This window comes from Chitinilyticum litopenaei DSM 21440 (genome assembly GCF_000428145.1).
Taxonomy (GTDB): Bacteria; Pseudomonadota; Gammaproteobacteria; order Burkholderiales; family Chitinibacteraceae; genus Chitinilyticum; species Chitinilyticum litopenaei.
In genome coordinates this window covers 15,185-35,666 of the sequence record NZ_KE386633.1, presented here as the reverse complement: position 1 = coordinate 35,666, position 20,482 = coordinate 15,185, and the positions used below count along the sequence as shown (strand labels likewise).

Sequence of the window (20,482 nt, the reverse complement as noted above, 5' to 3'; positions counted from 1 at the left end):
GTGCCGGTGGAACGGCAGTCGGGCAGTTCGCTCTTCGGGCGTGCGCGCCTGTCGAAAGCCGGCCCGGCGAGGATACGGGCCATGTTGTACATGGCGGCGATCACGGCCAAGCGCTACAACCCGCATGTGAAGGCGCAGTACGAGCGGCTGCTGGCGCGCGGCAAATGCAAGATGTCGGCACTGGGTGCCGCGATGCGCAAGCTGGTGCATTTGTGCTTTGGCGTCCTTAAAACGCGTCAGCCGTATCAGGCTGATTATGCAGTTGCAAGATGAGTGGCAAGACGGTATCTGCGATGCTCGCTTTTCCGGGGGCGCGGGACAACTCGGCCCTGCGGGCCTCAGACACGTCCCGCACCTGATCCCGGAAAAACTGCGCTTCTCGGCGGCTGCGAGGGCATCGTGTGCTAAGCAGCGGCACAATATACCCATGCAGTGATAAGCCCATAGCCTAATAGTAAAAAGGGCTGTAGCTGTATACCCACTATTGTATGGCGGGTTACGCCGTTGGCTAACCCACCCTACGAATCACCACCACCGCCGATTAGCACGCCCCGCCCTGAAGCCGCCGAGAAGCGCAGTTGCGGCCAGGGTTTCGGCGGGCGACTGTTTGACCGAGCGCAGCGAGGGAGTTTGAGCCCGCCGCTGGACGCAACGAGCATCGCAGGGCAGTCGCCGCAGGCGGCCGGCGGACCGGGCTCGCCTTTTGGCTGCGCCGAAACTTCGTTTTCTTTGGTTCGTTTCTTTTGGCGAAGCAAAAGAAATGAACCCGCCCGCCGGCGACCACAGGAAGTCCCCGTGGGAGCGGAACCGGCATGAAAACACCGTGCCGCAGGCACAGAAAAAACAAAACCGCCGAACAGAGTCGGCGGCTTAATTCATGCGGCGCAATGCCTGCGGCGATTGCTCCCTACGGCTCTAATCAAACCTACGTGGCCTCACGCAACAAGCATTCCTTCATTTGGACGATCAGAATCGCCACGGTTATCACGCTCATCAGCATATGTAGACTGATTGCTTGATGTATTTGCTCCCGACGCATGAATTTCATGAAATTCTTCGTTTGCTGGTGACCACGTCCACTCTTCACGCTCAGAAACCTTATTGACCATCGGAGAGAAAAAATCAGTTGCAAACACCTTCATAAATTTAACCCCTATTTCAGTTTTTCTTTAAAGCCCATTTTACAATAGAGCCAGAAATATCAAGACCAGATAACTGCTCCACCCAAAGCCACTGCCCCATACAATTTATTTCAAGAAAATGCCACCCCCCCTCTTCATCAACAATGAAATCCAAAGCTCCAAAGCTTAATCCCATCTCCTCAAGAAGAGAATTGACCATCGCCCTTACCTCACAAGGCGGATCAATTTTCGTATAAGGCGTTTTTGCAACATCATAGCGACGCCAATCATCTTTAGAAATTTCAGAAGCTTGGGAGTCGATCCTACAAACATGATGATCACCATCAACAACCGTGTATCTCACCTCATAAGCTTTGTCGATGTATTTTTGAAGAAAAATCGGATTTTCCCCTGCGCATGAAAATCTCGATAAATCATTCGAAGTAATCTTATTTGCATACAAGCCAAGCAACTGATCACCAACCTGATATATTTCTTGCTCCATGACCTTGAAAACAACAAAATCATACTTGCGCGCAAAATCAATCAGAGTCGATTTATCATTAGAAATCAAAGTTGGAGGAATATTAAAACCAATCGATCTGGCCAGCTCCATTTGGTAATATTTGTTCTCCCCACGATATGAATTCTTCAGAGAATTCAGCCAGCGCAAAGAACGAATAGAGCTATACAACCCAAGAAGAGTTCTATTCCACTCATTTCGCCAAATTTTAAAGTCATTACTCTGATCTACCCGATCTTCTATGTTCAACTCCATAAACGGTCGGCGACACCAAACAGAGTCAAAACAAATTGAAGTTACCGCCCGTCCATTTTGAGTTATGCGCCATACTCCATCTGAAAAACTAATAAAAGCACCCCGCAACGAATCTAAATCAAGATCAAATCTAAAGAAATCAACCCCTTTCCCCTCCAGTTTCTTCTGAACCAAGTCAGCGTGAGAATCAAATTTGTCAGAAACAATGAGCAACACAGCACCACCTCAATGTTGGCAATCTATGAACTTACAATTCACCAACAACTTTACCAAACCCAACAAAACACCTCAACAGTGTAAGCGTAAAAAAAGCCGGCTTTCGCCGGCTTTGCAATTCTACGACACCTTCTTCTTCAACAACTCCAACGCCATCCCCGGATTGGCCTTGCCCCCAGACCCCTTCATCACCTGCCCCACCAGCGCATTGAGCGCCTTCTCCTTGCCCGAGCGATATTCCTCAATCGCCTTCGGGTTGGCGGCGAGCACCGCGTCGACAATTGCTTCGATCGCGCCGGTGTCGGTTTCCTGCTTCAGCCCATCGCGTTCAATGATGGTGTCGGCCGAATCACCCGACTCCCACATTTTCTTCAGCACGTCCTTGGCGGTCTTGTTGTTGATGGTGTTGTCCATCACCCGCTTGATGAGCAGTGCCAGCGCCTCGGCGGAAACCGGCGACTCGGCGATGGTCTTCTCTTCGCGGTTCAGCGTGGCCGACACGTCACCCATGATCCAGTTCGATGCCAGCTTCGCATCCGCGCCGGCGGCAACCACGGCTTCAAAGAACGCGGCCATTTCCTTAGAGCTGGTCAGCGTGGTCGCGTCATACGCCGGGATGCCGTATTGCGACTGGAAGCGCGCCTGCATGGCCACCGGCAGTTCCGGCAGCGTAGCCTTCACGCGGTCAATCCACTCGTCGGCGATCACCAGCGGCGGCAGGTCGGGATCGGGGAAGTAGCGGTAGTCGTGCGCGTCCTCTTTCGAGCGCATCATCCGGGTTTCGCCGGTATCGGGGTCGAACAGGATGGTGGCCTGCTGGATCTTGCGGCCTTCCTCGATTTCGCCAATCTGCCAGTTCACTTCGTACTTGATCGCCTGCTCCATGAACTTGAACGAGTTCAGGTTCTTGATTTCGCGCCGCGTGCCGAATTCCTTTTGGCCTTCCGGGCGCACCGACACGTTCACGTCGCAGCGGAAGCTGCCTTCCTGCATATTGCCGTCGCAGATGCCGATCCAGGTCACCAGCGAATACAGGGCTTTCGCGTAGGCCACGGCTTCCTGCCAGCTGCGCATTTCCGGCTCGGAAACGATTTCCAGCAGCGGCGTGCCCGCGCGGTTCAGGTCGATGCCGCTCATGCCGTGGAAGTCTTCGTGCACCGACTTGCCGGCGTCTTCTTCCAGATGCGCGCGGGTGAGGTTGATGACCTTCTCGACGCCATCGACATTGATCGTGATTGCGCCGCCTTCAACCACCGGCAGCTCGAACTGGCTGATCTGGTAGCCCTTGGGCAGGTCGGGGTAGAAGTAATTCTTGCGGGCGAACACAGACTTCTGGTTGATCTTCGCGCCAATGGCCAGACCAAACTGGATGGCCTTGTCGACCGCGGCCTTGTTCATCACCGGCAAAGCGCCCGGCAGGGCGATATCCACAACGGCGGTCTGCGTGTTCGGCGCCGCGCCAAACGCGGTGCTCGCAGTTGAAAAAATCTTCGATTGCGTGGTGAGCTGGGTGTGCACTTCCAGCCCGATGACGACTTCCCATTTCATGGCTTATTCCTCAATACCGGTGTCGTCGTACAAATCAGTCAACGACACGGTGAAATCAATGCTGGCGAGTTTGACTACTTCATCAAACCCAGGGGTATAGGCATGGAACAGCCAGTCTCCATGACTTGCACGGTGATACACCGACACAGAGCGCGACTCGGAATCGATCAGCACGTATTCCTGCAGGCTTTCCAGTTGGCGATAGATGGCAAATTTCTTGCCCAGGTCGTAATTGCTGGTCGAGGGCGACAGCACTTCCACCACGATACGCGCCGATGTCAAAGCCTGTGTTTTCGCCTCGATGGCATCGCAATGGATGGTCAAGTCCGGATAGAAGTAGCAATTGGCTGCTTCAATATTCAAACGCATATTGCTCGTTGAAACCCGACAGCCACTGCCTTTCAGATGCGCTTTACACAAGGCAAACAAGTTGCCGGCCAAGGTGTCATGCGCGTAGCTGCCACCGCTCATGCCATGAATCGGCGAGTGGATGGGGTAAACCAGTCCGTTGTAATACTCGTGCCGCTCTTCGGACAATTCCTCAGCCGCCAGATACTGTTCTGGCGTAACAAAGCCATCGACAAGCGCGTGCGCCATTTCGCTCTCCAATTACAGTTGCGGGGCCTTGGTGTGCCAATCGGTCGCCTGCTGGAACTGGTGCGCGACGTTGAGCATCTTCGCTTCGCCCAGATAGTTGCCGATGATCTGCAGGCCAACCGGACGGCCCGCTTTGCCATCGACTGACTTGCCGAAGCCAACCGGAATGCTCAGCGCCGGCAGGCCGGCGAGATTCACACCCAGCGTGTAGATGTCGGCCAGATACATCGCCACCGGGTCGTCGGACTTCTCGCCCAGATTCCACGCGGTGGTCGGCGCGACCGGGCCGAGGATCACGTCGCAGTCGTTGAACGCGGCGACGAAATCATTGGCGATGATGCGGCGGATCTTCTGCGCCTGCAGGTAGTAGGCGTCGTAGTAGCCGTGGCTCAGTACATAGGTGCCGGTGAGAATGCGGCGCTTCACTTCCCAGCCAAAGCCTTCGGCACGGGTCTTTTCGTACATGTCGGCCAGGCCGTCGTAATCTGCGGCGCGGTGGCCGTAGCGCACGCCGTCAAAGCGGCTGAGGTTGCTGGAGGCTTCCGCCGGCGCGATCACGTAGTAGGACGGAATCGCCAGCTTGGTGTTCGGCAGTGACACGTCAACCACGGTGGCGCCGAGCTTCTTCAGCTCAGTGACCGCAGCTTCGATGGCGGCTGCGACATCATCCGCCAGACCTTCCGCGAAGTATTCGCGCGGCAGGCCGACTTTGACGCCAGCCAGCGGCTGGTTCAGGTCACGGGTGTAGTCTTCCTTGGCGTGTTCGAGGCTGGTGGAGTCCTTGTCGTCGAAACCGGCCATCACGTTCAGCAGCAGCGCGCAGTCTTCCGCGGTGTGCGCGAACGCGCCGCCCTGATCGAGCGACGATGCATAGGCAATCATGCCGTAGCGGCTGACCACGCCGTAGGTCGGCTTGATGCCGGTAATGCCGCAGAACGACGCCGGCTGGCGAATGGAACCACCCGTATCCGTGCCGGTGGCAAAGGGTGCCAGGCCGGCCGCCACGGCTGCCGCCGAGCCGCCCGATGAACCACCGGGAACGGCGTTCAGATCCCAGGGGTTTTTCACCGCGCCGTAGAAGCTGTTTTCGTTCGACGAGCCCATGGCGAACTCATCCATGTTCGCGCGGCCCAGCGTTACCAGACCGGCGGCTTTGGCGTTCGCGATCACGGTGGCGTCGTAGGGGGCGACGAAGTTGTCGAGCATCTTCGAGGCGCAGGTGGTCTTCCAGCCCTCGGCACAGAAGATGTCCTTGTGCGCGACGGGTACGCCGGTCAGGAGCCCGGCATTGCCGGCGGCGCGTGCGGCGTCGGCGGCGCGGGCTTCCGCCAGCGTCTTGTCGGCGTCGACGGTGATGAAGGCATTCAGCGTGGGGTTCAGCTGGCCGATGCGGGCGAGGTAGTCCTGCGCCAGTTCGACCGCCGACACCTGGCCTGAAGCCAGTGCGGCGGATAATTGTTTGACGGTTTTCATGTTCAATAAAACCTGATGGGTATATGGCTACAGCCAATTTACGCAAAGGGATACGAAGACATACCCCATAAAAACCCAACACAGGGGCGCAAAGGAAAAACAAGGCGGCAAAAGCACTCCGGGTTTCTCTGCGTCGCTGCGCTGGGTTTTGCCCTTGTCGTTTACTCGATGACCTTGGGAACGAGGTAGAGGCCATTCTCGACAGCCGGCGCTACGGCCTGGAAGGCGGCACGGCGATCCGGCGCAGTGGCGGCGTCTTCGCGCAGGCGCAGGAAGACGTCCTGGGCGTGCGCCATCGGCTCGATGCCGGTGGTGTCCACGGCGCGCATTTCGTCGATCAGGTGCAGGATGCGGTTGAGCTGGTTTTGGGTCGCCGCGAGTTCGTCCGGCGTCACGGCAATGCGCGACAGGCGGGCGATACGGCTTACATCATCCAGAGAGAGTGACATGGTCAAAATTCCCGGGCAAAGCCTTCAATAAGATCAGCGCAATAGGGTATCATGCCGGGTTTGATTCGCCCAAGCAGCGCCAAGGCTGGCGCGGCGCGGGCCGAATTGCCGGACGGGCGGCGCACGCCGATATTGCACCGCAACAAAAACCGCGCTACAAGCTAGTTTCAGAGATACCGAATTCAATGTGGTTTCCGGTTCAGGCCGGGGGCCGATGCAGCAACTACTTCCCATTGCGAGAACCCGATGTTTGGACTTTCCGGCTACTTCGCCAACGATATCGCCATTGACCTTGGCACCGCCAACACGCTGATCTACATGCAGGGCAAGGGCATCGTGCTTGACGAGCCTTCCGTGGTTGCCATCCAGCAGGAAGGCGGTCCTTCCGGCAAGAAAACCATCCTCGCCGTCGGCGCCGAAGCGAAGAAGATGCTGGGCCGCACGCCCGGCTCGATCAACGCCATCCGCCCGATGAAGGACGGCGTGATCGCCGACTTCACCATCACCGAGCAGATGCTCAAGCAGTTCATCAAGAAAGTTAATCCCTCCCGCCTGTTTGCCTCCCCGCCCCGCATTGTCATCTGCGTGCCCTGCGGCTCCACCCAGGTCGAGCGCCGCGCGATCCGCGAGTCGGCCCTGGGCGCCGGTGCGCGCAAGGTCGAGCTGATCGAGGAGCCGATGGCTGCAGCCATCGGCGCCGGCCTGCCGGTCGAGGAAGCCACCGGCTCGATGGTGGTCGACATCGGCGGCGGCACCACCGAAGTCGGCGTGATCTCGCTGGGCGGCATCGTGTATGCCAACAGCGTGCGGGTCGGCGGCGACAAGTTCGATGAATCCATCATCAACTACATCCGCCGCAACTACGGCATGCTGATCGGCGAAACCACCGCCGAAGAAATCAAGAAGCGCATCGGTTCCGCCTTCCCCGGCGCCGAAGTGCGCGAAATGGACGTCAAGGGCCGCAACCTCGCCGAAGGCATTCCGCGCTCTTTCACCATTTCCAGCAATGAAATCCTCGAAGCGCTGACCGAACCGCTGAACCAGATCGTGTCGGCGGTAAAGGGCGCGCTGGAACAGACCCCGCCGGAACTGGGCGCGGACATCGCCGAAAAGGGCATGGTGCTGACCGGTGGCGGCGCACTGCTGCGTGACCTGGATCGCCTGCTGATGGAAGAAACCGGCCTGCCGGTGATTGTTGCCGACGATCCGCTGACCTGCGTGGTGCGCGGTTCGGGCATGGCGATCGACAAGCTCGACAAGACCAGCGGCATCTTCACCAACGACTAAGCACCACACCGTATCACCCTGCAGCCTTTACTACGGTTAGGCTGCAGGGCGATACATGCAGGCCTTTGCATGCACGCCAATCAACCCGCCTTTTTCAAGCAGGGACCGAAGCCGCTGACGCGGCTTATGATTTTTTCGGCCCTGTCGTTCATCCTGCTGGTCAGCGACGCCAAGCTGCACCTGATGGACAAGTTGCGCCAGCAATTGTCGGTGCTGGTCTATCCGCTGCAATGGCTGGCCACCACGCCGGTCGATGCCGTGCTGCGGGCCGGGGATTTCATGACCCGGCAAACCCAGCTGATCGCCGAAAACCGCCGGCTGAATGACGAGCGCCTGAAAGCCAGCGCCGACGCCATGCGCGTCAAGGCGCTGGAAGCCGAGGTGGCGCAGCTGCGCGCGCTCACCGCCAGCGCGCCGCACGCTGTCGGCCGGCAGGAGCTGGTGAAGATCCTCTACAACGGTCGCGATCCCTACAGCGCCCGGCTGATTGTCGACAAGGGCAGCAATGCCGGCGTGGCCGGCGGGCAGATCGTCATCGACCATCGCGGCGTGGCCGGGCAGGTCATCCGCGTGCACCCGCTGACCAGCGAAGTGCGGCTGATTTCCGACCGCAACCATCTGGTGCCGGTCATGGTCGAGCGCAACCAGCTGCGCACCATCGTCTACGGCATGGGCCGCAACCAGCCGCTGCAGGTGCGCTACATGCCGCCGAACGTCGACATCAGGGAAGGCGACATCCTCTCCACCTCGGGCATTGACGGCCTGTATCCGGCCGGCCTGCCGGTGGCGCGCGTCAGCAAGGTCGAGCGCCAGAACGGCAGCGCCTTCGCGCGCATCTTCTGCGAGCCGCTGGCGCACTTCGAACAGCACAATTACCTGCTGGCCATCAGCGGCCCCGCCGAGCGCGCCCCCTATCCGGAATCCGCATCGGCCCCGGCAGAAGCCCCCAGGAAGACGCACTGATGCCCATTTCTACCCAGCTGCTGCGCCCGGTGCGCTTTGGCTTCATCCTGCTGACCTTCATCGTGGCCCTGCTGGTCAATCTGGCGCCCTGGCAGGCGGCGCTGGCCGGCCTGACGCCCGACTTCGTCGCCCTGATGATCGTGTACTGGGCCCTGCACCAGCCGCGCCGCATCGGCGTGGGCTGGGCCTTTGCCCTGGGCCTCCTGATGGACGTGGCCGACGCCAATTACCTAGGCCAGCACGCGCTGGCCTATTCGCTGATTGCCTATGCGACGCTGGCGCGCCAGCGCCAGTTCGCGCTGTTCCCGTTCTGGCAACAGGCACTGGTGACGCTGATGCTGCTGCTGGCCTCGCAGGCCGTCATGCTGCTGGTGCGGCTCGCCATCGGCGACAGCTTTCCGGGCCCGGGCTATTTTGCCGGCCCGCTGATCGCCGCCGTGCTGTGGACACCGCTGTCCAACCTGATGCTGATGCACCAGCGCAAGCCGGTTTCCGACGAACTATGAAAAGTATCAGCCGCTCGCTCTTCCGCAGTCGCCGCGGGGTCAACCAGCGCCAGCTGGGCGGCGCCGGCGTGCTGCGCAACGAGCACAACGACCGCTACGCCTTCCAGATCCGCCTGGCCGTGGCGCTGCTCCTGATCGCCTGCGCCTTTGGCCTCTTGTTCGCGCGCTTTTTCTGGCTGCAGGTGCTGCAGCACAACCGCTACATGACGCTGGCCGAGCAGAACCGCATTTCGCTGGTTCCCGTCTCGCCGCCGCGCGGCCTGATCCGCGACCGCAACGGCGTGGTGCTGGCGCACAATTTCTCGGCCTACACGCTGGAAATCACGCCGTCGAAAGTCGGCAACCTCAATGCAGCCATCGACCACATCAACACGCTGATCGAAATCACCCCCAAGGACCGCCGCCGCTTCAAGAAAGAGCTGGAAGAGTCCAAGAATTTCGAATCGCTGCCAATCAAGACGCGACTGACCGACGAGGAAGTGGCGCGCTTTGCCGCACGCAGCCACGAATTTCCCGGCGTCGAGGTCAAGGCGCGGCTGTTTCGCCACTATCCGCAGGGCGAGCTGGCCAGCCATCTGGTGGGCTACATCGGCCGCATCAACGACCGCGACATTGAAAACCTGAAGGAAAACGGCAAGCTGGCCAATTATCGCGGCACCGACCACATCGGCAAGCTGGGCGTCGAACAGAGCTATGAAGACGCACTGCACGGCGTGACCGGCTTCGAGAAGGTCGAGGTCGATTCGGGCGGGCGCGCCATCCGCACGCTGGACCGCACGCCGCCCAAGCCCGGCAGCGACCTGCAGCTGTCCATCGACATGAAGCTGCAGACGGTGGTGGAAAAACTCTTCGACAAGCGCCGTGGCGCGCTGGTCGCCATCGAGCCGGGCACCGGCGGCATCCTGGCCTTTGTGTCCAAGCCCGGTTTCGACCCCAATCTGTTTGTCGACGGCATCGACCCGATATCCTGGAAAGAGCTGAACGAATCCATCGACAAGCCGCTGCTCAATCGCGCACTGGGCGGCGAATACCCGCCGGGCTCGACCTTCAAGCCCTTCATGGCCATGGCCGCGCTGGAGGGCAACTACCCGCTGGTGCACCAGACCATCGCCGACCCCGGCTATTTCATCTACGGCAACAACAAGTTCCGCGACTCCAAGCCCGGCGGTTACGGCTCGATGAATTTCGACCGCGCCATGGTGGTGTCCAGCGACACCTATTTCTATCAGCTCGCCGTGCAGATGGGCATCGACGACATTGCCGCCTTCATGAAGCAGTTCGACCTTGGCCAGCGCACCGGCATCGACCTGCCCGGCGAGCGCCGCGGCGTGCTGCCCAGCCCCGAGTGGAAGAAGCAGCGCTTCAAGAAGCGCGAACAGCAGAAGTGGTATTCCGGCGAAACGGTATCGATCGGCATCGGCCAGGGTTACAACAGCTACACGCCGCTGCAGATGGCGCACGCCACGGCGATTCTGGCCAATCGCGGTGTGGTGTTCCGCCCGCATGTCGTCGCCAATCTGGTAGACCCGGTAAGCGGCCGCGCCACGCCGGTCGAGCCCAAACCGATACGCACACAGCCGTGGAAGCCGGAAAACATCGAGCGCGTGATCCGCGGCATGGAAGGCGTGATGACGCAGGGCACGGCCGCGCGCGTGTTTGCCGGCGCGCAATACACCTCGGCCGGCAAGACCGGCACGGCGCAGGTCTACAGTCTCAAGGGCGCCAAGTACAACGCGCACGCGATCAGCGAGCGCCTGCGCGACCACTCGTGGTTCATCGTATTCGCCCCGGCCGACAAGCCGAAGATCGCACTGGCCGTCATTGTGGAGAACGGCGGCTTTGGCGCGCAGGCTGCCGCGCCCATCGCGCGCGCCACGCTCGACTTCTACCTGACCGGCAAGGAGCCGGCGGCGCCGGCATCGGCCGTCGCCAGCGCTGCGCGCCCGGCCAGCAGCGCGGCGGCCGCCAGCAGCCCAGCCGAAGAGGAACGCACCAGTGATTAAGCAACTGTGGCTGCGCATCCGCCAGCCGGTCGACCCCTGGCTGTTCCTCTTTACGGCCATGCTGTTCGCGCTGTCGGCGGTGCTGCTGTTTTCGGCCTCGAACCAGGATCTGGACCGGGTGCTGAACAAGATCGTCTTCATGGGGATCGCCTTCGGCGTCATGTGGGCCATCGCCAACATCTCCCAGGCCACGCTGATGCGCCTCGCCCTGCCCGGCTACATTCTTGGCGTGATCCTGCTGGTGCTGGTGGAGATCGCCGGCAAGACGGTGAATGGCTCGACGCGCTGGCTGAATATCGGCATCACGCACATCCAGCCTTCCGAGCTGATGCGCATTGCCGTGCCGATGACCATCGCCTGGTTTTTCCACCATTTCGAAGCGCAGCTGAACTGGAAGCACTTTGTCGGCGGCGCCCTGCTCTTGCTGGTGCCGGTCGGGCTCATTCTCAAGCAGCCCGATCTGGGCACGGCGCTGATGATCAGCGCCTCGGGCTTTTACGTGCTGTATTTCGCCGGCCTGTCGTGGCGGCTGATCGGCGTGATGCTCGCCGCCGGCAGCACGCTGGTCTACGTGGTGCTGCACTGGGACTGGTGCATCAACATCCTGCATGAATACCAGTGCCGCCGCATCGCGACCATGCTCAATCCGATGGAAGACCCGCTGGGCGCCGGCTACCACATCATCCAGGGCACCATCGCCATCGGCTCGGGCGGCGTGTTCGGCAAGGGCTGGCTCAGCGGCACGCAGACCCACCTCGATTTCATTCCCGAGCGCACGACCGACTTCATCTTCGCCGTGTTCGGCGAGGAATTCGGCCTCGTCGGCAATGCCGTGCTGCTGGTGATGTATCTGCTGGTCATCGTGCGCGGGCTGATGATCGCCAATACCGCCTCAACGCTGTTTGGCCGGCTGCTGGCCGGAGCCATCGCGATGACCTTCTTCACCTACGCCTTTGTGAACATGGGCATGGTCACCGGCATTCTGCCGGTGGTCGGTGTGCCGCTGCCGCTGGTGTCCTACGGCGGTACCTCGATGGTGTCGATTCTGGCCGGCTTCGGTATCCTCATGAGCATCCAGCGCGACCGCAAGCTGATCCGACGCTGAGCGGGGCGTGAGGCGTGAGGCGATCTCAGCATACCCGGCAACGTTAAGACACCAAGCCCTTTTGATGAAAAGGCTACAGAGCAATACCCCATGAAAAAGCCCCTACTCCTGCCAACCCTGCTCGGTCTGCTGCTGGCCGCCTGTTCCAGCACGCCGCCCGCGCCGGTCAGTGACGGGCCGGCAAGACCGCAGCCGCAGCCGGCGCAACCCGCGCCGCCGGCCCAGCCCGGCAGCGAGCAGTATGGCTGCAGCTACACGGCGCTCGACGGCAAGCGCGGCGGTTTCTACAAGGACGACGGCCCGGCTGCCGAATGGCCCGCCAATCTCGACCAGATTCCCGATGCCTCTCCGCGCTGGGAGCCGCTGCACAAATGGGCCAACCGCCCGTACACGGTGCTGGGCCAGTCGTTCACCCCCTTGAGCGCGCCGGGACAGTGGCACGAGGAAGGCACCGGCAGCTGGTACGGCCGCAAATTCCACGGCCAGAAGACCTCGAACGGCGAAATCTACGACATGTTCGCGATGACGGCCGCCAGCCCCATCCTGCCGATTCCCAGCTATGCGCGCGTGACCAATCTGGCCAATGGCCGCAGCGTGGTGGTGCGCATCAATGATCGCGGGCCATTCCACAAGGGGCGCGTGATCGACCTCTCATTCCTCGCGGCCTGCCGGCTGGGCTATGCCGGCCAGGGCAGCTCGCGGGTGAAGGTGGAAAGCCTGCTGCCGGGCGACACGCCGGCAGCGGTCGTCGCCCGCGCGGCACAGGAAGCGCCGCCCCGCCCGCCAGTTCAGGAAGCTCCGCGCACGGTGCCGGTCAGCGAGGATGCCGCCGGCGTTTATCTGCAGCTGGGCGCCTTCTCGGCCGAGAACAATGCCGATAATTTCCGCCTGCACCTGCTGCGCGAGCTGGACGAAGCCGACAGCCGCAAGCTGCGCATGCGCACGGACAACAAGTTCTGGCGCGTGCAGCTGGGGCCATATGCCAGCCGCGATGAAGCGCTGTCCACCGCCGAGCGCCTGACCGGGCGGTACCGGCTGCAGGCCGTGATTGCGCGATAGGCGTGAGGCGTGAGGCGTGAGGCGTGAGGCGTGAGGCGTGAGCAGGGTGCGCCAACCTTCACGGTCCTGCCAGCCCTTTCGGCGCCGCCTTATTGATCCGGCCCTCAGAAGTATGAATTTCTGTAGGAGCGAGCTTGCTCGCGAAGCGTTGCTTATCGCGAGCAAGCTCGCTCCTACGAGTTGAAAACATCAGAGGGCCGGATCAATAGGTCCAGGCACAGTTATCGGCCTCAGGAATGGGCTTCTGCTGGCCAGGCGCGGTCGCTCGCACTCCCCGCCTTCAAGGCCGGCCAACATGCCAATTCAAGAGGGTATTACCACACAACCCTTTTGCCTGATTAGTTACAGCGCAATACCTCAGGCATTCAACCCGGGGTGATCGCGCTGCGGGCGATCGAGGTGATAACCCTGCACCTGGTCGATGCCGAATTCCAGCAGCATTTCCAGAATCTCGACATTCTCGACGAACTCGGCGACGGTGATCTTGCCCATGTCGTGCGCCATCTGCACCATGCCGCGCACGAAAATCTGGCTGTCGCGGTCGCGCGGCAGGTCGCGGATGAACATGCCGTCGATCTTCAGCACATCGGCCTTGAGCTGCTTCAGGTAGGCAAACGAGGCAAAGCCGACGCCGAAATCGTCAAGACAGACGCGACAGCCAGTGGCGCGCAGCGCATCGATAAAGCGCTGGGCGTCGCGCAGGTCGGATACCGCCGCCGTTTCGGTCAGCTCGACCAGCAGACGGCGCGGATCGACACGCCGGCGCTTGAGCTCGTCGGCGATGAATTCCGGCAAGCCCGGTTCGTCGAAAGAGCGCCCCGAGACATTCACCGCGATCGACGGCGCGGCCGGGCGCTCGGCCAGGATGCTGATGGCCTTGCGGATGACCCAGCGGTCCAGATCGATGATCTTGCCGGTCTTTTCCGCGTGCGGAATGAAGCTGCCCGGCATGATCAGCTCGCCGGGGTTTTGCGCATCCTTCATGCGCAGCAGCGCTTCGAGGTGCACCAGCTTGCGCGTGGCGGCCTCGTAAATGCCCTGGAAATGCAGCTCGAAGCCGTCATTTTCCAGCGCCTGCGTGATGCGCTCCTTCCAGGACAGGCGTGCCAGCGCGTTCTGCGAGGGATCGGCGTCGGCGCGGTAGAGCCGCCAGGTCGACTTGCCGGCGGACTTGGCCTGGTACATGGCGGCATCGGCATGCGCGACCAGTTCGGCGCTGGTGCCGGCATGCTGCGGGTAGATGGCCACGCCCAGCGAGGAAGCCGGGCGCAGCGTATGCCCGCGCGCGCTGAAGGTGATCTGGCTGATGGTGGCGATGATGCGCTCGGCCAGGCGTGCGGCGGCAGCCTCGTCGCCATCGGGCAGCAAGACGGCGAACTCGTCACCCCCCAGCCGCGCCAGAATCTCGTTGCGCCGCACCTGGCGGCCGATTTCCTGGGCAATCACCACCAGCAACTCGTCGCCGACGCCATGGCCGAAGGTGTCGTTGACGAACTTGAACTCGTCGAGATCGAAATACAGCAGGGCCAGCCGCGCGCCACGCCGCTCGGCATCGGCGAACAGGCGGTCGAGTTCGTCCTGGAAACGGTGACGGTTGTAGAGCCCGGTCAGCGCGTCACGCTCGGCCAGGCTGATCATGCGCTCGGCCATGGCGCGCTGCTGCGTCACGTCTTCGTAAATCCACATGCGGCCATTGGTCTGCCCCTGCTGGTCGAGCACGCGGTAGCAGTACTGGGTGATGATGCGCCCGTCATTCATCGTCAGCGCGCCAAAATCGACGCGCTCGTCAGCCAGCGCCAGCTCCTCGAGGTAGTACACCGCAATGTCGCTGATCGCCGGCTGATTGGCGGCCTGCTGCAGCACCTGGCCCAGCGGCCGGCCGTGGCCATCGGCATCGGCCGGCAGCCCCCATTGCTCGGCAAAGGCCGGATTGTGGAAAACCACGCGGTTGTCGTTGTCGACAAACAGCACGCCAAAGCGCATGGCCGACAGCAGCGCCATCAGCCGCGCGCGTTCGGCTTCGGCGCGCTGCAGATAGCCCTGCCCCAGCAGTTGCAGCTGCTGCAGGTCCATCAGCGCGCGACGCAGGGCCAGCCGGTCTTCCTTCAGCTCGGTGTTGTCGCGGATGCTGGCGCGCAGGCCCAGCAGCTTGCCGTCACCGTCATACAGCGGCAGCCAGGACGCCGCCGCCCAGAAGGTCTGGCCATCGCGGCGCACGGCGCGGAATTCGAAATCGGACATGCTGCTTTCATCCTGCAGGGCGCGGCGCAGCATTTCGGCAAAGCGCTCGCGCTCATCGGGCACGGCCAGCCCCACCGGAAAGCCGTCAAGCAGCAGGCATTCTTCCACCCGGTAGCCGGTGAGACGCTCGACGGACGCATTCACCCACAGCAGCTTGCCCTGAGGGTCGATCCACAGCTCGGCCGAATGCGTGTAATCGGCCAGCGCATGAAAGCGCGCCTCGCTCTGCTGCAAGGCGCTGACGCGCTGGTCGATGCGCTGCAGCATGGTGCGGAAATGCACGAGCAGGCGATCCTGTTCGCCCTCGGTCAGGGTGGTGGCCTGACCGGTCTGGCCGCTGAGCGCCTGCTCGACACTGTCGATCAGGCGATAGAGCTGACGCACGACCCAGGCCGCCGCCAGCGCAAACAGCGCGGTGCTGAGCAAGGCGCTGGCGATCAGGATCCACAGGTTCTGCTGCAGGACGCTGCGCAGCAATTCCCCACCCCGCTGGGTGGACAGGCCGAAATGCAGCTCGCCGACGGGCGAATAGCCATAGCGCACCGGCACCGACAGATGCAGCAGGCGCGGCAGCTCGCCGGGAACCAGCCGGCTCGGTGGCGGCAGCGGCTTCGCGGCATCCCAGCCGCTGGTGGCCAGCACCTGGCCGGCATTGTCGACCACCACCAGATAATCAACGTTTTCCGGCGTGCGCAGCGTATCCAGCAGCGGCCCCAGTTCGGCATGGCGCGCATAGATCATTTCGCGCGCCACCACGGCGGCCGTGACATTGGCGACATTTTCAGCGCGCTGGCTGACCGCATCGAAACGCGCCCGCTGCAGTATTTTCTCGAGCTGGAAATAGGCAAGGGCGAGCAGACCGCATTGCACGAGCAGCAGCAAGAGCACCAGCCGGGTGCGCAGCGAGCCGAGAAAGCGCCAGGGCAAGGCCTACTCCTTCGACACACGCCAGAACAACAGCCTGTCAGCCCTTGTCCTGCGGCAAAGCCGGAATGAATGAATGGAATGCAACAACTCGATTCCTGATGTGCGGATGCTGACCGTGCGGATGCTGACTGCGAGGGGCTGCGCCCGGCGCCGGATACCGAAAGAAGGCATCGTTGCACCTCCTGTTGATCAGCAGATGGTGATGGAGGTTAGCAGAGCGGCCGTGCCCGTCCTAGCACGACATGCCGCCGGCTTGCATTTCACCCACAGCCGCCCGCCGGGGCCGGCAAGTTGACGGGGCTGTGTAAAAACCAATCAAACCTCAACAGCGCCTATTGATCCGGCCCTCGGACGTTTGAATTTCCGTAGGAGCGAGCTTGCTCGCGAAGCCTTGCTGATCGCGAGCAAGCTCGCTCCTACAAGTAAAAACATCAGAGGGCCGGATCAATAATTCATGAATGGCAAGCGCCCGGCGGTGAGGCAGCAGTACAGCAAGCGCGGCGGTCATGAAGTCCGTAAGGATTCAGGGGCCTGGGCGCCCTCCGCCCTCACTGCGCCCACCGGGTGCACAGCACGTTTTGCAACAAACGCTCAGCTGCTGCGCGCCAGCCGCTTGATGAAGACCTTGGAGCGGCGCTGGTAGTTGTAGAGTTCTTTCTTCTCCATCGGCAGTGCATCGACGGTCGCCTGCACGAAACCCCGTTCGAGAAACCAGTGTGCGGTGCGCGTGGTGAGCACGAACAGTTGCTTGACGCCCTGCCCGCGCGCGCGCTGCTCGATGTGCTTGAGCAGCTGCTCGCCGCGATCCTGTTCACGATAGTCCGGATGCACGACCAGACAGGCCATTTCCGCCATCTGGCTGTCCGGGAAGGGATGCATGGCAACGCAACCGATGATCTTGCCGTCGTGCTCCAGCACCGAATAACGGTAGATTTCACGCTCGATCAGCTCGCGCCCGCGCTTGACCAGCACGCCCTGGTCTTCCAGCGGCTCGATCAGCGCCAAGAGCTTGCCGACGTCGTCGATGGTCGCCTCGCGCAGCGTTTCCAGGGTTTCGCGCGAGATCATCGTGCCGATGCCGTCGTGCGTGAACAGCTCCATCAACAGCGAACCGTCGACGTGGTGGCTGATCAGGTGGGCACGCGAGACGCCCTGGCGCACCGCACGCGCGGCGCAAGGCAGATAGAGGCGGATATCCTCGTTGGCCTCGGGGTGCTCGGCGAGAAACTGGTCGGCCTCCAGCGCGGTCAGTTCATTGAGCAACTCGCCGCTGGCATCGACCACCCCATCCTGTCCGAACAGGAACAGCAGCTTGTCGGCGCGCAGTGCAATCGCCGCGCTGGTCGCCACGTCCTCCAGCGGCACGTTGAACACCTCGCCGGTCGGCGAATAACCCAGCGTGGAAAGCAGCACCATTTCACCGTCATCAAGCCGGTAGCGGATCGCGGTGGTATCGACCTTGCGTACCTCGCCGGTGTACTGCAGATCGATGCCGTCGCGCACGCCCATCGGCTGCGCGGTAATGAAGTTGCCGGCCGACACGCGAATGTCGGCATTGGCCATCGGCGAATTCGCCAGCCCCATCGACAGCCAGGATTCGATCTCGACGCGCACCTGGCCGACGGCCTGGATCACGCAGGTGAGCGTTTCGGCGTCGGTGACGCGCAGGCCATGCAGGTATTGCGGCGTGAGCCCCTTCTCGACGATGCGCGCATCGATCTGCGGACGCGCGCCATGCACGACGACGAGGCGCACGCCCAGGCTGGTGAGCAGGTTGATGTCGTGCGTGAGCGTGGCGAACTTGCCGTCGCGCACCACCTCGCCGCCCAGGGCGATCACGAAGGTGCGGCCTCGGAAGGCATGGATGTAGGGCGCGGCCTGACGGAACCATTCGACGAAATCATGCATGGTCAGCCCCCGTCAGTCCGCCTTTCAGCAAACACTGTGCATAAATCAGGAAATCATCCAGATGCCGTTCGATGATCGCCACGGTAATCGGCAATTGCAGCGCCTGATAATCATGCACGGCAATATTGCGGAAGCCGACCATATTGCGCAGCGACGCGGCAAGCGCAGCATCGATGCGGCCCGCGGTTTCCAGCAGGGTGAACACATCGCGCGAGCTTTGCGGAATGCCCAGCCGATCACGCCGAATCAAATGCTGACCCATATCGAGCGCGGCTTCGCAAGCACGCTGGATATTCAAGATAGCGGCATCCTGGCGGGTGTGATTGCTTGCAAACTCCACCGCTCCAGCTGCGTACTCCTCGCGGGCGCGGGCCACGCAACGTTCAATCGTCGCAGCCTTGTTCAGCAACACATCATCTGCCATACACCCTCCCATCGCGAACAATATCGTCCAGCAGATCCTGGCGAACCTCGTCCAGGCGAGTTTTTTCGCTCAGTACCATCGCCTCGAAAATACCCACCACTGTATCAAGCTCAAACAGGCGAATCCCTTTGCTTAGCACTTGATACTGCATGACCGTACTCGCTGCACGCAAATCAAGCAGGTCAACCGGCAAGCCGGACACGCCGGACAAGGCGCCCGCCAGCTGCCAGAGCGCCACGGGATCAGCGCGATATGGCAACAGCACAGCCAGATCAAGGTCGCTGTCGGCATCTGCATCGCCACTGATCTGGCTGCCAAAGGCGTAGACCGCCTGCAGATCGGGCAGCTTTTGCCGCAACACATCCAGTAGCGGCCGCCAATCGATTGTCATCATCAATACGCCCCGCGCCCGGCCACCACCGACTTCACCGTCTTGCAGACGATGGCGATGTCGTACCACAGGTTCCAGTTTTTCACATACCAGGCATCGAGCGCCACGCGCTCGTCATAGGTCGTGTCATTGCGGCCCGACACCTGCCACAGGCCGGTGAGCCCCGGGCGCGCTTCGAGGTAGAAATCGACGCGCTCGCCGTAGCGCTCGAGTTCCTCTTCGATCACCGGGCGCGGGCCGACGAGGCTCATCTCGCCCAGCAGCACATTCCACAGCTGCGGGATTTCGTCGAGGCTGGTGCGACGCAGGAAGGCGCCGATCTTGGTGATGCGCGGGTCGTTCTTCAGCTTGAAATCCTTTTCCCATTCGGCGCGCGCGTCGGCGTCGCTGTCCAGCAGCTGGGCCAGCACCTCCTGCGAATTGTGCACCATGGTGCGGAATTTCCAGCACTTGAACGGCTTGCCGTTCATCCCCACGCGCACATGACCGAAGAATACCGCGCCGGGGCCGCCCTCCTGCTTGATGCGCCAGGCGACAAAGGCAAACAGCGGCGCCAGCAGCACGAGGCCGACACCGGCGCCCAGCAGGTCGAAGGCGCGCTTGAGCAGCATCAGCGGCTTGACGGTCAGATTGTTCGACACGCGCAGCAGCAGCACCTCATGGCTGAAGAAGTGGTTGGTCACCGCGCCGAACAGCGGCAGGCCGGCCAGCGGCGGGATGACGTGGATATTCTTGTAGCGCAGGCTCAGCTGCTCGATCTGCGCGTCGAGCCGGCGCAATTCCTCGGCTTCGAGCGCGATCACCACGTGCGGCTTGCCCTGGGCGGCGAGCCAGTCCAGCAGCGCGGCCGGCGCCAGACGCACGACCGGGACGCTGCGGTTCGCCAGCGTCAGGCTGGCGGGCGCCGCCTCGTCGACGGCAACAAAGCACTGGATGGCAAAGCCGAGCTGGCGCTCGCTGTTGAGCGCGGCCCAGGCATCCTGCGCATTGCGCCCGCTGCCGAGAATCACGCTGGGCAATTGCCAGACGCCGCGCGCCAGCAGCGCGCGCTTCATCAGGCTGCGCGCCAGCGGCACCAAGAGCAGCGCCAGGCTCCACGATACCGGCCACAAGAAGCGCGACACGGTGTACTTGCCCAGCAGCACCAGCATGCCGTTGAGCAGCGCGGCCAGCAGCAGCCAGCGCAGGATTTCGCCCAGCTCGTCCCAGAAGGGCATGCGCAGCGAGTAATGCCCGCGCCCCCAGAAATTGGCGACGGTAAACAGCGTCAGCACCGCAAAGCCCAGCGCCTGCTGCTGGCCTTCCCACTGCCACCACAGCTGGAAGCCGGCGCTGATACGGTGGTAGCGCAGCAGCCACAAGAGCAGCAGCGCAATGCCGAAGGCCAGCAGCAGGGCGCTGAGGTCGGCCAGCGCCAGCCAGGGTTTCGCGCGCTCGGCGCGCAGGTGTTTTTCACTGCTCACAGACTTTCCTTGTCATTTGTCCT

Annotated in this window: 18 protein-coding genes; 7 read left to right on the top strand and 11 right to left on the bottom strand. The window is 61.9% G+C overall.

Annotated elements, in window-relative coordinates; genetic code table 11:
* Positions 1-273: transposase (locus C515_RS22040; protein ID WP_043650516.1), on the top strand; the 273-nt coding region annotated here is incomplete at its 5' end.
* A 662-nt stretch (positions 274-935) separates the two neighbouring features.
* Here the strand turns inward: C515_RS22040 and C515_RS23920 are convergent.
* The 6 genes from C515_RS23920 to gatC form a co-directional block, all read right to left on the bottom strand.
* Complete coding sequence (locus tag C515_RS23920; RefSeq protein WP_144290570.1) at positions 936-1,142, bottom strand: hypothetical protein; 207 nt, start codon at positions 1,140-1,142, stop codon at positions 936-938.
* A gap of 16 nt (positions 1,143-1,158) precedes the next feature.
* On the bottom strand, positions 1,159-2,115 hold the full coding sequence (locus C515_RS23915; protein ID WP_144290569.1) for an MvdC/MvdD family ATP grasp protein: 957 nt from the start codon (positions 2,113-2,115) through the stop codon (positions 1,159-1,161).
* A gap of 120 nt (positions 2,116-2,235) precedes the next feature.
* A complete protein-coding gene (gene gatB, locus C515_RS0118710; protein ID WP_028456737.1) occupies positions 2,236-3,663 on the bottom strand; it encodes an Asp-tRNA(Asn)/Glu-tRNA(Gln) amidotransferase subunit GatB in 1,428 nt (475 codons plus the stop codon).
* Between the two features lie 3 nt (positions 3,664-3,666).
* Positions 3,667-4,260: a Uma2 family endonuclease gene (locus C515_RS0118705; RefSeq protein WP_028456736.1), complete on the bottom strand. Its 594-nt coding sequence runs from the start codon at positions 4,258-4,260 to the stop codon at positions 3,667-3,669.
* A 12-nt stretch (positions 4,261-4,272) separates the two neighbouring features.
* Positions 4,273-5,733, bottom strand: a complete 1,461-nt coding sequence (gene gatA / locus C515_RS0118700; RefSeq protein ID WP_043650515.1) for an Asp-tRNA(Asn)/Glu-tRNA(Gln) amidotransferase subunit GatA — start codon at positions 5,731-5,733, stop codon at positions 4,273-4,275.
* A gap of 161 nt (positions 5,734-5,894) precedes the next feature.
* The gene (gatC, locus tag C515_RS0118695) at positions 5,895-6,182 is read right to left on the bottom strand and encodes an Asp-tRNA(Asn)/Glu-tRNA(Gln) amidotransferase subunit GatC (protein ID WP_028456734.1); all 288 of its coding nucleotides are present in this window, start codon (positions 6,180-6,182) and stop codon (positions 5,895-5,897) included.
* A gap of 246 nt (positions 6,183-6,428) precedes the next feature.
* Here gatC and C515_RS0118690 point away from each other — a divergent pair, with 246 nt between their 5' ends.
* From C515_RS0118690 to C515_RS0118665, 6 genes are all read left to right on the top strand, one after another.
* Positions 6,429-7,469: a rod shape-determining protein gene (locus C515_RS0118690; RefSeq protein ID WP_028456733.1), complete on the top strand. Its 1,041-nt coding sequence runs from the start codon at positions 6,429-6,431 to the stop codon at positions 7,467-7,469.
* Positions 7,470-7,538: 69 nt separating this feature from the next.
* Positions 7,539-8,432: a rod shape-determining protein MreC gene (gene mreC, locus C515_RS0118685; RefSeq protein WP_028456732.1), complete on the top strand. Its 894-nt coding sequence runs from the start codon at positions 7,539-7,541 to the stop codon at positions 8,430-8,432.
* Complete coding sequence (gene mreD, locus C515_RS0118680; RefSeq protein ID WP_028456731.1) at positions 8,432-8,938, top strand: rod shape-determining protein MreD; 507 nt, start codon at positions 8,432-8,434, stop codon at positions 8,936-8,938. The genes mreC and mreD overlap by 1 nt, the downstream gene beginning before the upstream one ends.
* Complete coding sequence (gene mrdA, locus C515_RS0118675; RefSeq protein WP_081687074.1) at positions 8,935-10,941, top strand: penicillin-binding protein 2; 2,007 nt, start codon at positions 8,935-8,937, stop codon at positions 10,939-10,941. The genes mreD and mrdA overlap by 4 nt, the downstream gene beginning before the upstream one ends.
* Complete coding sequence (gene rodA / locus C515_RS0118670) at positions 10,934-12,046, top strand: rod shape-determining protein RodA (RefSeq protein ID WP_028456729.1); 1,113 nt, start codon at positions 10,934-10,936, stop codon at positions 12,044-12,046. Before mrdA ends, rodA begins: the two co-directional genes overlap by 8 nt.
* Before the next feature lie 90 nt (positions 12,047-12,136).
* Positions 12,137-13,105, top strand: coding sequence for a septal ring lytic transglycosylase RlpA family protein (locus tag C515_RS0118665; RefSeq protein ID WP_028456728.1), 969 nt, complete (start codon positions 12,137-12,139; stop codon positions 13,103-13,105).
* A 357-nt stretch (positions 13,106-13,462) separates the two neighbouring features.
* On the opposite strand, the gene C515_RS0118660 is transcribed toward C515_RS0118665, so the two are convergent.
* From C515_RS0118660 to wbaP, 5 genes are all read right to left on the bottom strand, one after another.
* Entirely contained in the window at positions 13,463-16,273 is a 2,811-nt protein-coding gene (locus C515_RS0118660) for an EAL domain-containing protein (RefSeq protein WP_028456727.1), read from the bottom strand.
* Between the two features lie 591 nt (positions 16,274-16,864).
* Entirely contained in the window at positions 16,865-18,181 is a 1,317-nt protein-coding gene (gene argA, locus C515_RS0118655) for an amino-acid N-acetyltransferase (protein WP_028456726.1), read from the bottom strand.
* Positions 18,174-18,617, bottom strand: a complete 444-nt coding sequence (hepT, locus tag C515_RS0118650) for a type VII toxin-antitoxin system HepT family RNase toxin (protein WP_245575066.1) — start codon at positions 18,615-18,617, stop codon at positions 18,174-18,176. Before hepT ends, argA begins: the two co-directional genes overlap by 8 nt.
* Positions 18,595-18,999, bottom strand: coding sequence for a type VII toxin-antitoxin system MntA family adenylyltransferase antitoxin (gene mntA, locus C515_RS0118645; RefSeq protein WP_211234111.1), 405 nt, complete (start codon positions 18,997-18,999; stop codon positions 18,595-18,597). The genes hepT and mntA overlap by 23 nt, the downstream gene beginning before the upstream one ends.
* Positions 18,999-20,459, bottom strand: a complete 1,461-nt coding sequence (wbaP, locus tag C515_RS0118640; protein WP_081687073.1) for an undecaprenyl-phosphate galactose phosphotransferase WbaP — start codon at positions 20,457-20,459, stop codon at positions 18,999-19,001. Before wbaP ends, mntA begins: the two co-directional genes overlap by 1 nt.
* Positions 20,460-20,482 lie beyond the last annotated feature (23 nt).